This window comes from Bacillus sp. AM 13(2015), from assembly GCF_001518755.1.
In the GTDB taxonomy this organism is placed as follows: domain Bacteria; phylum Bacillota; class Bacilli; order Bacillales; family Bacillaceae; genus Bacillus; species Bacillus safensis.
The window spans coordinates 1-14,143 of the sequence record NZ_LKCP01000045.1; the positions used below are offsets into that span (position 1 = coordinate 1).

General features: G+C 43.1%; 10 protein-coding genes and 2 pseudogenes. All 12 read right to left on the reverse strand.

What is annotated here, in order from left to right; genetic code table 11:
• Nucleotides 1–1,377 (reverse strand): annotated as a pseudogene (locus AOQ70_RS06470) (ATP-binding protein); the annotation flags it as partial.
• 2 nt (nucleotides 1,378–1,379) lie between these two features.
• On the reverse strand, nucleotides 1,380–2,087 hold the full coding sequence (locus AOQ70_RS06475) for a response regulator transcription factor (RefSeq protein WP_059375287.1): 708 nt from the start codon (nucleotides 2,085–2,087) through the stop codon (nucleotides 1,380–1,382).
• Between the two features lie 140 nt (nucleotides 2,088–2,227).
• Nucleotides 2,228–3,493: a glucuronoxylanase gene (locus AOQ70_RS06480; RefSeq protein WP_039179020.1), complete on the reverse strand. Its 1,266-nt coding sequence runs from the start codon at nucleotides 3,491–3,493 to the stop codon at nucleotides 2,228–2,230.
• Nucleotides 3,494–3,528: 35 nt separating this feature from the next.
• Entirely contained in the window at nucleotides 3,529–5,070 is a 1,542-nt protein-coding gene (locus AOQ70_RS06485) for a glycoside hydrolase family 43 protein (RefSeq protein WP_059375288.1), read from the reverse strand.
• Between the two features lie 225 nt (nucleotides 5,071–5,295).
• Nucleotides 5,296–6,756 (reverse strand): CoA-acylating methylmalonate-semialdehyde dehydrogenase, encoded by a 1,461-nt coding sequence (locus AOQ70_RS06490; RefSeq protein ID WP_059375290.1) that lies wholly within the window; start codon nucleotides 6,754–6,756, stop codon nucleotides 5,296–5,298.
• Between the two features lie 314 nt (nucleotides 6,757–7,070).
• Nucleotides 7,071–8,402: an alpha-glucosidase/alpha-galactosidase gene (locus tag AOQ70_RS06495; protein WP_059375292.1), complete on the reverse strand. Its 1,332-nt coding sequence runs from the start codon at nucleotides 8,400–8,402 to the stop codon at nucleotides 7,071–7,073.
• Between the two features lie 31 nt (nucleotides 8,403–8,433).
• Nucleotides 8,434–9,264, reverse strand: coding sequence for a carbohydrate ABC transporter permease (locus AOQ70_RS06500; protein WP_059375295.1), 831 nt, complete (start codon nucleotides 9,262–9,264; stop codon nucleotides 8,434–8,436).
• Nucleotides 9,264–10,196 (reverse strand): carbohydrate ABC transporter permease, encoded by a 933-nt coding sequence (locus AOQ70_RS06505; RefSeq protein ID WP_059375302.1) that lies wholly within the window; start codon nucleotides 10,194–10,196, stop codon nucleotides 9,264–9,266. Before AOQ70_RS06505 ends, AOQ70_RS06500 begins: the two co-directional genes overlap by 1 nt.
• A gap of 30 nt (nucleotides 10,197–10,226) precedes the next feature.
• Nucleotides 10,227–11,483, reverse strand: coding sequence for an ABC transporter substrate-binding protein (locus AOQ70_RS06510; RefSeq protein WP_059375297.1), 1,257 nt, complete (start codon nucleotides 11,481–11,483; stop codon nucleotides 10,227–10,229).
• A 218-nt stretch (nucleotides 11,484–11,701) separates the two neighbouring features.
• Entirely contained in the window at nucleotides 11,702–12,742 is a 1,041-nt protein-coding gene (locus AOQ70_RS06515; RefSeq protein ID WP_059375300.1) for a LacI family DNA-binding transcriptional regulator, read from the reverse strand.
• A 185-nt stretch (nucleotides 12,743–12,927) separates the two neighbouring features.
• Nucleotides 12,928–13,620 (reverse strand): D-allulose 6-phosphate 3-epimerase, encoded by a 693-nt coding sequence (gene alsE, locus AOQ70_RS06520; RefSeq protein WP_039179037.1) that lies wholly within the window; start codon nucleotides 13,618–13,620, stop codon nucleotides 12,928–12,930.
• 17 nt (nucleotides 13,621–13,637) lie between these two features.
• A pseudogene (locus tag AOQ70_RS06525) lies at nucleotides 13,638–14,143 on the reverse strand (PTS transporter subunit IIC); the annotation flags it as partial.

The following is a 14,143-nucleotide window of genomic DNA, read 5'->3' on the forward strand; positions in this document are numbered from 1 at the left end:
CTTTTTCCTACACTGCTACGGATCGTGATATCCCCCGCCGTGCTTGACGATAATATCCTTTGCAATAGCCATCCCAAGACCAGAGCCTGCATGCGAAACTCCCTGTATTCGTCCCCCTCTGTAATAGCGGTCAAACACTTTTTCCAGCTCTGCCTCTTCTATTCCTCTGCCGTTGTCTTGAATCGTAATATGGGTTCTTTCTTTTTGTTCAAGCTGTACAATAATCGTCACATCAGGATCATTGTGAACGAGGGCATTTAAAATCAGATTGGTGACCGCTCTTCGAATGAGGATTTTATCAATATTCAGCATGAGCTTGTCTTCATTCGTTTGAAGCTCAATCGTCTGATCGGCATATCTTGAATCGTTTAAAATATCAATTAACGTTTCCCGCAACAGTGACACAATGTTGACCAGCTCTTTATTTAGCATGACGCCGTTATTTTTCAGCCTTGTTGTTAAATTCAGATCCTCCATGACATCTTTGATATACAATGATTTATTCTCAATGATGCCCGCGTAATGTCTAATGTCCTGGTTTGAAAGAGGATACTTTGGGTCTTTCATGATTTCTGCATAGCCTTGAATAGAAGCTAGCGGCGTTTTAATATCATGAGAAATATGGCTGATCCATTCTTCCCGCATTTGCTCTAGTTTGTCTTTTTCTTTTTTGCTTGAAGCGAGCTGCTCTGATAAGTGATTGACATTATAGAAGACATCTTTATAAATTCCTTTAGCAGGCAGATTTGTCGTGTAATCGCCGTTTGCCAGCCGCTGGATGCTATGAATGGCACGGGCGAGCGGTTTTGTGAGCTGCCGGCTGAATAAGTAACCAATGAGTAACGCTATGATGGCATCTATTGATAATAAAATCATCGTCCCGATATTGAATCTTGTTACTAAGTCCTTCGTGTCAAACGAGAATAGGTACTTTCCGATGGAAGGGTCTTTAAATCCGATAAAGTAGCTGTATTCTTTGCCCTTTACTTTTTTTCCGCCAGCATAAATGGTCGATAATAATTGCTTATCTTTATATTTATGTAAGTTCACGATTTCTATCGGTGTATATTTGTTCTTTAATCCTTTAGGTGCCTGCGCATGATACACATCTTGGCCATTTTCGTCTAAAATTTGAATCCATGCATTCTGTTGTTTTAAGGCTTTCTGCCCTTCTTTGTTTACGGTAATTCCTTGATCAGAAAAAGAGACGTATTGTTCAAATGATCTTGTGAAGGTTTCGGGCGTATTTTCCTCGTTATGCTGGCTGTTTGCCTGAAGTACGAGCCAAATCATAAATCCGAATAAGTTGATAAAGACCGTGATAATGGTCACGATAATGACAGAGACCATATACCTGCCTGTTAATCGCCATTTCATCTTTACGCATCCTTTACAACAAATTTATAACCAAGCCCTTTGACGGTGACGAGAAACTTTGGTGTTGACGGGGAATCCTCTATTTTTTCCCGAAGTCTTCGGATGTGAACCATCACCGTATTGTCAGAACCGAAGAAGTCTTCCCCCCAAACGGTTTGATAAAGCGTTTCTTTACTGATGACGCGGTTCGGATGCTGCAAGAAGTAGGTCATCAGCAGAAGCTCTTTCGGCGTGAGCTCAATGACCGCTCCATTTTTAGTCAGTTCTGCTTGCTGCTCGTTTAACTCAAACGGCCCTTTTTTGATCACTGGATCGGCTTGAGTTGACTGCAAGTATGAGAGCCGTCTCAGCTGCGCTTTCACCCGGTAGGCGACTTCCTTTGGACTGAATGGTTTTGTAATGTAGTCATCCCCGCCGATGGCAAGTCCTACAATTTTATCGGATTCTTCTCCCTTTGCTGATAAAAAGATAATCGGAACATGGGAGGTCTCTCTGATTTGTCTGCAAATATCATAGCCTTCACCGTCTGGTAGCATAATATCAAGTATGACAAGATCGGGTTGTTCTTGATGAAATTTTGCAAGCCCATCACGGGCAGTTGAAGCCGTTATGACGCGATCAATGCCTTCTCTTGTTAATACAGTGTTAATTAATTCCAAGATTTCTTTTTCGTCATCGATCATTAATACTTTGCTTTGAAGCTTTGACATACATTGATCACTCTCCTGAAGTCATTGCCATTATTATACCCAATGTAAGGACATAGTGAAAAAATCAACTTCCTATTTGCATAAAAAAAGCCAATTTTCTTTTGAAATGAGAAAATTGGCTTTTGGTGGTTCAATTCATTCTAGCGTTTGACCACAAATGTTGTCACACTTTGAGCCGGGAGATGAGCCCAAAATTGATTACCTGATATATTTAAGTCTGTACCAGGCTGAAGGTTGCTGTTGCTGCTTGTGATCCATCTGGACGCTTGTGAAGCAGTTCCGTTTTGCATCACAAAGTGCTGATTGACTCCTGTATTGTTTTTGTTAATCGCGACAATGACGACCTGATTGTTTCCTTTATAGGCTGATACGAAAACATTCGGTTCAGGACTTTTCGTTGCATCAATTCTGATGTATCCTGGGCGTACAAACTTGGAGAAATGCGCCATGTTGTAACCACGTTTGCTGATCAGACCATCTTCTTTCATAGGGCCGTAGGATCTGCGGATATACCACCAAACATATGCCTGAAAGTCCCCTTCTACCATCGAATGGTGAATATGCTCTGAAACTCCTAATGCTTCAGGCCAGCGGTCCGCTGAATTGTTATCGCTATTCGGGTAGTAGACCTCTGTCATCCAAAGCTCCTTTCCCCCTCCCTTTTGTTTGAAAAGAGGATACGGAAGCTGACTGATTTGGGTTCCGTACAAATGCGCTCCGAGAATGTCCATGTTTCCAAGCGCCTGCGGATCGTTTAGGATAGGATCTGATATATTTTTAAGGTATTGAAAGGATTCTGGTGCGATCACGCGAGCATTAATGGAGCCAGCATTTTCTCTCATGAAACGCAGGATTTCCTGAGGAGTCCACCATGTCCATTCGTGTGCATAATCGGGCTCATTTTGTACAGATATAGCATAGAGATTGACGCCATTATTTTTCATATACGTCACAAAATCGTTCAGATGCTGAGCATATGCGGCGTATTGATTGTATCTCAGCCGCTTTGCAGATGTACCATTCCGGTTGAAGGTCTCTACCATATTGCTTGGAGGGTTCCAAGGTGAAGCGATCACCAAAGCTCCATGCTCTATTGCTCTTTTGGCAGTAGCGACCTCTCTGTGCCAATTATTTCTGTTCTCATCTACAAAAATTCTTAGAATGGAAAATCCTAATTGATTCTGCCCATTGCCAAAGGCGGTTTCCCTTTGAGGTGCGGTCAAATCACCAATCCAAGCCGGATGGTTCATTCCGCCAAAGCCGCGAATCACTTGTCTTTCCGCATTGATATTAATATTGGCATCTGCTGCTGAAACCTCAGTCACGCCAGGTCCGATGAACATGACAGACAGCATGGTGAAGCAGATCAATAAAGTGCAGATTGGTTTTTTGATCATTGACATCAAATTCTTCCACTCTCCTATCATCTTGTCTTTCTTCGTTACCTTTGAGTAAACTGCCAGGAATCAAATTGAAATAGGTTTGCACCTGTTCCAGTAAAAACAAAAAATACGTTGTGCACGCCTGCTGCTCCATTTACTGCCGTTTCTACTTCTCGCCAGTTATTTGTTCCTCCTGTGGAAGGGACATTCAGTGTTCCGACGAGTCTGCCGTCAGGACTTCCGAGGCGTACTTCTATCTTCCCACCTGCATTTGACGCTACATTCGCTTTAAATGTTCTCGCGCCGTTTGATCCGAAATCGACGTTACTGGCAGCCACCCAATCTCCGTTTTGAATGTTTGTGACATGCTGGTTATTGAACGGTCCGCCTGGAGCTGAAGATGCCTCTGTTAAAATGCGTCCATTCCAAGCAAATGTTTCAGCTTCTACCCGCTGATAAGGATTCAAATTGGAAAGCTGTTTAACCCCTTCAAAATTGGCTGCGACTTCTCGAAGGGAGCCGTCAGCATTATGCACAAGCTTATTAATATGCGGAGATCTGTAGCCTTTTCCTGCTCCGTATAAAGCAGAGCTGACCGTTTGGGTATGATATACGACATACCACTCGTTTTTAAAATTGAACACAGCATGATGGTTATTACCGCCTCCCCCGAAAAATGCACCCGGATTTTTCAGGAAGTGCCCTCTATACGTAAAGGGACCCATCGGACTTGAGCTCGTCATATAACCGATCTCACCAGGTGGTTTATCTGCTGGGTGGGAGCCGCCAAAGTTGATGCAATAGGAATAGTAATAGGTTCCGTTATACTTATGCATCCCCGAATCTTCAAACATAAAAGGAGCATCAATGGTTGATGCGCTGCCTACCACACTTGTCATATCAGGTCCTAGTTTTAGAACTCTTGCTGTTTTAGGATTCGCCCATTGTCCCTGCGTTGGATTAGAACCGCCTGGAACACCTCCGCCGGCATATAGATAACCAGTGCCGTCATCATCTACAAAAACGGCAGGATCAAAAAGCCATACAACTCCAGCCATCCCTGGCGTATTTGGCGTGACGAGTGCTTTTCCGATAGGATCTGTCCATGGACCGATGGGGGAGTCTGCTGTCAGAACGCCAATCCCTCCGCCGCTGTTCGCGAAATAAAGGAAAAATTTATCCTTCCCATTGATTTTTTTCACCGCTGCTGATGGAGCCCAGGAAGCACCTGCCCATTTGGCAATTCCTTTGCCGCCATTCGCTCCATTTGCCCCAGCTACTGGAATCGCGCCATGATCTGTCCAGTTCACCATATCTGCTGAAGAGATGACAAAGACCCTATTCAAATTGGCAAAAGAATTATCCTTAATCGTTCCATTGCTGTGATATTCATAGTCATCACTCGACATATAAATGTACACTCTTCCGTTATAGGTGAGCGCAAATGGATCAGCGCCCAAGTGGTGGTCTATGAGCGGGTTGGCATTTCCTACACGTTTTGCAATTGTTGTGCTTGCCGCACTCGCATCATATACCGGAAAAAAGCTCAGTACCAAAGCAAGAATCAATAAACCAACGCCGCACTTCATCCTCGTCCTCATCGTTTCATTTCCTCCTGTTTTCATCTTCCTAATATTGGGGTTTAGGCCCAATTTCAAAATATGTTGAGAGGTACTGATGAAGAATGAATATAAAGAATGATTTCTAGTGTAAATCCTTGCAGTAATCATGATGAAAACCCTTACTTTTTGACTAGAAGACAACAAAAAATGCAGTCTCCCATGCTGGGGCTGCATTTTTTCTTCTTATGATTCATTGCATATAGCTTACATATAACGAGCGGTGACCATTTTCTTTCTTGTGTAAAACTCCACTCCGTCTGTTCCATTGGCATGCAAGTCCCCGTAGAAAGAATCCTTCCAGCCGGAAAACGGGAAGAATGCCATTGGTGCGGGTACACCGATGTTTACACCGAGCATGCCCGCTTCGATGTTTTCGCGAAACTCTCTTATGCTTGATGCACTGTCCGTATACAGACAGGCACCATTCGCAAATTTTGATTGATTGGACAGGTCGATGGCTTCTGCTAATGAAGAAACACGGACAATTGATAAGACTGGGGCGAAAATCTCGTCCTGCCAAATTTTCATTTGATTTGTGACATGATCAAAGATCGTCGGTCCGACGAAATACCCTTCTCCATTTGTTTCGTGGTCTTGCCGGCCATCACGAATGAGGCTTGCTCCTTCTTCAATCCCTGACTGGATGTATTGAAGCGTTCGTTCTTTATGTTCTTTTCGAATGACTGGTCCAAGAAAGACGTCTTCATTAATCCCGTTTCCAATGACGAGCTCGTTTGATTCATCCACTAATTTTTGAATCAACTCATCAGCCACTTCTTCTTCCACTGCGACAACGGCTGCAGCCATGCAGCGCTCTCCTGCTGATCCAAAGGCAGCCCCGATGATTTGTTTCGTTGCCGCGTCTAAATCCGCATCTTTGAGGACAATGGAATGATTTTTTGCGCCTGCAAGTGCTTGGACACGTTTGCCATGCTCCGTTCCTTTTTTATAGACATATTCAGCGACTGGCTGAGAGCCGACAAATGATATGGCTTTGACCTTTTGATGTTCAAGCAGGCCGTTGACGACATCGTGAGCTCCATTGACGATGTTGAGAACACCTTTTGGAAGACCCGCTTCTTCAAACAGCTCAGCTAACCGTGCCGCAAGAATAGGAGTTCGTTCTGAAGGTTTTAAAACAAATGTATTTCCGCAGGCAATGGCAAGCGGGAACATCCAGCATGGAACCATCATTGGAAAGTTAAATGGCGTAATGCCGCCGATGACGCCAATGGGATAGCGGTACATGCCTGATTCAAGTCCAGTCGCAATATCTGGCAGCTGTTTTCCCATCATTAACGTCGGTGCGCCCGCAGCAAATTCCACACATTCAATCCCGCGCTGCACTTCTCCTTTTGCCTCTGTTACACTTTTTCCGTTTTCAATCGTTACGAGTTCAGCCAGCTCATCCCAGTTCTCAACGAGTAACTGCTGGTATTTAAATAAAATGCGTGCACGCCGGGGAACTGCCGTTTTAGACCAAGTAGTAAACGCTTCCTGTGCTGCTTGTACCGCACGTTCTACATCCGTTTTTGTTGAAAGCGGCACTTCCGCGATGATTTCGCCAGTAGCTGGGTTATACACTGCTTCTGTTTGACTTGTTTCTGCCTCAATCCATTGTCCGCCAATATAATTTTTCAACGTTTGTACATCTGTTTTGGTCAAGTTCCCTCTCTCCTCTTTGTTAAAGAATGTCATGCTTAAAGGGTGTGTATGTATCGTCATTGTCTCATCTAACGGGCATTCATCTGTATACACTCTTTGTCAAATCAAACGGCAGTTTTGGTTTACGTTCTGATCATCTGGTTTGTTTGTGACATATGACACGAGAATGCCAAAAATCCATGATGTATTTTTGGTTAACTGTTGGTTAACTTTAGAAAAATCATAATATGAAAATGGCCCTCAGTCAATCTTCTTTTTGCTTCATAAGAAAAACCTGATGCGCTGTGCATCAGGTAGAGGCTGGTTCATTGATATTATTTGGTTGATGCGGCATATGGATTTGGTTCTTTATAGTTTGGCAGCATCTCTCCATGTGCTTCAATGAGTTCATCACATAATTTAATGGTGTCATCAATTGATAATTCAGCGCTTGTGTGTGGATCCAGTAAAGCCGCTTGATAAATGTGTTCTTTTTTACCGCTGATTGCTGCTTCAATGGTCATCAGCTGTGAGCTGATATTCGTTCGATTGAGTCCAGCCAATTGTTCAGGTATTTCTCCGACATAGCATGGCATGATGCCGCTTCGATCTGCGACACATGGTACTTCTACACAGGCTTTTTCAGGCAGGTTGTCAATGAGCCCGCCAGTGTTTAGAACATTTCCGCCAAATTTAAAGGGAACGTTCGTTTCGATCGCTTCAATGATACGTGAACCATATTCTTTAGAGCGGGTATGTGTGATCTGTGTGTTTCCTACAAGGTCATGCTTCATTGTATTCCAATTGTTGATTTGTTCCTCGCAGCGTCTCGGGTATTCATCAAGCGGAATGTTAAACTGACCGATTAGTTCAGGGTAGCGTGATTTGATGAAATATGGATGGTATTCGGCATTGTGTTCTGAGGATTCTGTGACATAGTAGCCGAATTTATCCATTAGTTCAAAACGAACCATATCATGATGCCGCAATTGCTGCTTTTCTTTTGCTCGTCTTTTGATTTCTGGATACAAATCTTTACCATCCCGTTTTACCTCTAATAACCATGCCATATGGTTAATGCCGGCGATTTTTTCTTCAATGCCTTCATGTTTCATTTCAAGAGATTCAAATAGGTCCTTTGTACACACTTGCACACTATGACAGAGACCAACTGTTTGAACCTGAGTATAGCGCAGCATTGCACCTGTCAATGTGGCCATAGGGTTTGTGTAATTTAACAATAAAGCACTTGGGCAAACCTCTTCCATATCCTTTGCAAAGTCAAGCATGACAGGAATGGTTCGAAGGGAACGGAAGATGCCACCGATCCCTACCGTATCTGCAATCGTTTGTCTTAATCCATATTTTTTAGGTATTTCAAAATCAATGATTGTACTTGGCCTATAGCCTCCAACTTGGATGGCATTGATGACATATTTCGCATCCTTTAAGGCTTCTTTCCGGTTTTGATAGGACTGGATGGTCACATTTGCACCGTAATTTGCTTTTAAATGCCGTAGCATCGTTTCTGATTCTTTCAGCCGGTTGTGGTCGATATCATATAATGCGAATTCAAAGCCTGCAAGGGCGGGAACAAACAGACAATCTCCTAATATATTTTTAGCAAACACGGTACTCCCTGCACCGATAAATGTAATTTTAGACATAGACGACTCTCCTTTTTACATCCATATTGGGCTAGCCTTTGATAGACCCTTGTGAAAGCCCTGCGATAAAATATTTTTGTAAAAGTAAAAACATCGTAACCATTGGCAGCATCGCAATGAGGGCAGCTGCACCAACGAGCTGGAGCTGATGCTGATTTTGACCAAAAAAATGGGATAAGGCGACCGTGAGTGTATGCATCTCTTTATCTTGCAAAAAGAAGATAGCAAATTGATAGTCATTCCAAATATACACGCAGGCAATGATTAATACAGAAGCGGTAATGGGCTTTAGAAGCGGAAAAACGACAGTGAAAAAAACTCTGAGTGTCCCTGCTCCATCAATACGGGCAGCATCTTCAAGCTCCTTTGGAATGGTCGACCGGATAAAGCCTGCGTATAAGAAAATCGTCAGCGGCAAAAAAGCAGCCACATTATTTAAAATAGCAATTTGATAGGTGTTCATCATCCCGATTTGAACGACCATTTTATAGAGCGGGACAAGGGCTGTGAGCGGCGGAATGACCATAATGGCAATAAATAAAACATAGACTGCTTTATTCAGCTTGGTGTTCCTTCTTGCGAGCGGATAGGCTGCAAGAGATCCAAATATAATGAGCAATACAGCGGAGCTGAACGTAATGATCACTGTATTCAAAAAGGACTGGCCAAGCTGAGCCTCTGTCCATGCTGTGCGGAAGTTTTCAAGGTGCAGCGCTTTCGGAAACAGCCATTTTGAACTAAAATCTCCTATCCCCTTTAATGAAGTCGTCACCAAAATATAAAATGGAATGAGGTGTAGCAATGTAATCAATAGTGCGAGGAAGGAGTACCATCTTTTCTTGCGTTTATAGGCGTTATCCATCACACCTCGGTCTCCTTTCGTTTGAAATAAGTCAGCGCTGCGACACTAATGACAAGGATGATGACCGCCATGAACACCCCTTGCGTCGCTGCATAGCCCGCATCCTGACGTTTGAAATACAGATCATACATAAAGGTTGACATGGATTGCGAGGAATCTCCAGGTCCGCCGCCCGTGAGTGCTACAATGACATCAAAGAGCTTGAGCCCGCCAATGACATTCAGCACAACATTAATGGTGATCGACGGCATAAGCAGCGGCAATGTAATCCGCCTGAATTGTTGAAAGCTCGATGCGCCGTCTAATTGTGCCGCTTCGTAATAATCCTTAGGGATACTTTGAAGTCCTGCTAAATAAATGATCATCGCAATCCCGACGAATTGATAGGTGTTGACAAGCACAATGATCCATGTGTTGAATTGCGGGTTGCCGAGCGCATTTATTTGATCAAATCCAAAAAGCGTCACCACATCATTTAAGGCACCGCCTTGGTAAGCAAACACAAAATACCAAATATAGCCCATCGCAATCGGGCTGATCATGACAGGTAAATAGATAACTGTTCTTGTGATGGCTTTCATCTTTAAGCTTTGATTTAATAAGAGTGCATATCCAAGTCCGATGATATTTTGTAAGATGGTGCTCCCAATTCCGTAGAGAAGCGTGTTTTTGACAACAAGCCATGTCGCTTGATCCTGAAGCAGCCGCTCATATTGCTCAAGACCAATCCATTGATAAGTTTGTGAGAAACCGTTCCAATTCGTAAAAGAAAGCTGAATGCCATTCAAAAAAGGATAAATGATAAAGGTACTGACGACGAGAACAGCTGGCATGTACATCCACCAAAGTGAGGAATTCTGGCGTTTTTGCATCTTTTGTTTTGGTAAAGAGGTGAATGCGGCTGGCTGCTTTGCTTTTGTGATGTCATTCATTGGCTTCACTCCTGTTTCAGCATCCATCGGCTATTGTTTTTTCAGACGCTTATACTCCTCTTCCATTTTCTTTGACAACTGTTCTGGTGTGATGGAGCCTGCTAATAATTCTTGACCCGTTGTTGCCATGACCGCCCACATTCCGCTTGGTAAGTATTTTCGATCGAAATACGGTTCAATCTTCACCTGTTCGTATTGATCGTAAAATGTAGAGTAATAGTTTTTCGCTTTCACTTGTTTTAGAGCTGTTTCAGAGGATGTGCCCTCTGCGATTTTTTTGGCGTTTTCAGGCTTTGCTAAAAAATCAATGAATTGCTTTGCTTCTTTTAGATGCTTAGAATCCTTCCAAGCAGCGACAGTAAACCGTTCTCCGCCAATCCAGCTTTGTTCATCTTCTTCATGAATGGCTGGAACAGGCATCGTGCCTACTTTGATCGATGGATTCAGCTCTGTTGCTTCAGGTCCTAACGATCCTCCGACAAAGGTGAAGGCGATTTTGTTTTGTGCCATGAGTTCCGGTGCTTGAGAGAGTTTCGCTGTCAAGACATCCTTGTTTAGAAGGTCTTGATCTTTCAGATCTTTCATGAATTGTGCAAGCGGTGTATAGAGAGACCAATCAAATGATCCGTTTTCAAGTTCCTTTCCGTATTGATGTTTTTGATCGGTGATTAATAAAGGCGTCGCCAGTTCATCAAAGACTTGGGCAATATTTGAGTTATCTCCTCCTGGTATCCAGAGCGGCACAACATCTCCTTTGCTTTTTTCTTTCACTGTCAGCAAAGCCGATTTTAGTTCATCAAGTGTTTTTGGGGTTTCGATGCCATATTCCTTTAATAGATTGGCATTAAAGCTAAGCCCGTCTTTTGCTTGATTCAGCGGATAGGCGTACACTTTGCCATCTTGGTCCTTTAAAATCTGGTCGAGTGAAGGATCAAGATGTTTGACCCAATCCATCTCTTTTAAATCAGCCACATACTCGCTATAGCGCAGTTTGGCCCAGCCATGTGTATCAAACAGGTCTGGCATATCGTTTGCCCCCATTTTGACGCGGATCATATCTTCATAGCTGTTGCCTGGGAAATTGGCATCGATTCGAATGTGTTGATGCTCCTTTTCAAACTCACGAATCACTTCTTCAAACGCTTTTCTTTCCCCGCTGTTGCTCATCGTTGAAAATAGCGTCAAGGTGACCTTTCCATTTGCTTTAGAAGAGCCGTTATTGCCGCAAGCAGACAAAATAATGGTCAAGAAAATGGCTGCAATCAGCAGCATGATTTTTTTATTCATGGTTTCCTCCTTTTGATCACTGAAAATTCAGACGATAATCGGTAGAATTCATGCAGTTGCGGAAACAAAAGAAGTCCATTATACTGGAATTCTATTCTTTTCAAAGAGATAAGAGAGCATACCGGCAGGCTGCCTTGTTCTTAGCATGATCTGGCCATCATGCTAAGCAGCTTGTTTTCTGCTTTTTTGTCTCTTTTTTATTTGCTGAAATTGATGGTTCACCCCCTTTCATGGATGAGACATGTACTGCCTCGCTCGATGAGTGTTGTTGGCACGACGACTTTTAGAGGAAGTTTTCTTCCGTTTATTCTCTCAAGCAAAAGCTTCAGACCGACTTCCCCCATTTCTTCTGTATATACTTTGACAGTCGTAAGCGGCGGGCTTGAAAATGATGCGGCTTCAATGTCATTAAACCCAACAATGGATACATCTGAAGGAACGTGTAGACCGGCTTCATGGAGAGCGCGCATTGCCCCGATTGCCATAGAGTCACTTCCAATGAAAAAGGCCTGCGGCAGTTTTCCTTTTTTGATAGCTTGCTGCATAAGCGAATAGCCTTCTTGCATGGAATATTCACCAATGTGGATGTCTTCCATATGAAGAGCGCCCGCTTCCTGCATTCTTTTCATAAACGTCGTTTGTCTTTCGTCCTCAATCACAGCGTTGCCTTCGAAATAATGCTCCCGCTCTTTCCCGCCAATATAGCCTAGATGTGAATAGCCGAGTGATTGCAGATGACGAATGGCGCGATCTGCTGCTCTGACAAAATCCACATGTACACAATCATACAAATCTTCATCTGCATAATGATTGATAAAAACAATGTGTTCCATTCGATTTGTCATTTTTTCAACCGTATCGGGGCTGATTCGTCCAATGACGATCAAGCCGTCAATATCCTTTAGCATCGCCCCTTTATCCATGCTTCTTAGACGAAAGGTATGGAGAGTGGATAGGCCTTGTTTGGCATATTCTTTTTCAATTCCTTTTCGAATCGATGAAAAAAAGGGATCATTTAATTCTTCGTCAATGGATTGAGCGACAACGATACCGATGACTGGGGATTCAGATGGGCTTTTTTCTTCTGCTTGATCGGCTTTTCTTGCTCTCACTGGGGTATAGTTTAACTTCTTTGCAATGTCGAGGATGTTTTGTCTCGTTGCATGTGAAACGGCAAGTGTTTGATCGCCATTTAACACACGGGATACAGTGGAAACGGACACTTTTGCATCATGAGCAATATCTTTGAGTGTGGTCATAGGCAAACTCCTCATCGTTATTTGACTAAATATTTACTAAAGATATTTGAAGGATAACATATTAATAAAGCGCTTTCAATTATAGATTTGCGATTTTTATTTTGTTTTTGGGTAAGTTTTGGTGAGTGAATATTGTTTTAGTAAAATTTGCGTAAAAAAGAGGATGGGTTTCATCCTCTCTTTTACTAGCGCGATTCGATTGAAGCTGTTTCTTTTGAAAATATTTGCTTCATTGTTTCCCAAGCAGTGTCGAGTTGTTTATGAAGTCCAAATAAACCTGAGGTGCCGATGATGTAGATCTCATTTCCAGCCTCAGCAAGCAGCCGGAACGTGCTCTCATTACAAGAGCCGTCTACTTCAATTGAAAACGAGTATCCTCCGTGTTTTTTGATATCTTTCACCTGTTTAATTTTCTGAAGCATTTCTTTAATAAATGGCTGTCCGGCAAAGCCTGGATCGATCGTCATGATCGTCACTCGGTCTATTAAATGAATAAAGGACTCTAATGCTGCAACTGGTGTGACGGGGTTTAAAACAAAGCCAACCTCACATTTTCTTTGGTGAATATGCCGTATGATTCGAAAGGCATCTTTCTGCACGACTTCTGGGTGTAAACAAATCATCGTTGCGCCTGCATCAATACATGCATCGATTAAAAATTCCTGGGGGTGTTCAGCCATTAGATGAACATCAATCGGTAAATTTGTCAGTTTCCGAAGCTGTTCAATGAAAAAGGGTGATAACGTCAAATTCTTCACATAATGCCCATCCATCACATCGACATGGTACCGGTCTGCTCTCGTGTTGAGAAGATGAATTTGTTCACGGAAGTGCGTGAGATCCATGCACATTAGTGAAGGTGAAAAAGTGGCTGTCAATCTCAGTCTCCTCCTTTTTACAGCTGAAATAAAAACTTGATCAATCCAATTAAGATTCCGATGATACCAAAGTCTGTATCTCCAAACGTTGTCCCTTCAAAGCCGAGGGTTCCGAGCACAGGTAATAAACAAGCAGGTAAAAAGGAAAGAAGCAACCCATTTACAAAGGACCCAGCGACAGCACCTCTTACCCCTCCTGTTGCATTGCCATACACTCCTGCTGTAGCACCGCAAAAAAAGTGCGGGACAAGACCAGGGACAATGACAGTTAAACCAAACAAAGGTAAAAGAAAAATGGATACGATGCCTCCTGCAAAGCTGCATAAAAAACCAATAATGACCGCATTTGGCGCAAATGAAAACGGTTGGCGCATCAAGTGCCGGCTTTGCTCCCTTCACGAATCGATCGGCAATCCCCTTGAAAGCAGGCACGATCTCGCCAATGGCCATCCGTACCCCTGCTAAAATAATGTACACACCAGCAGCAAACGTAATCGCCTGAATGAGAATGAAGACAGCGAAG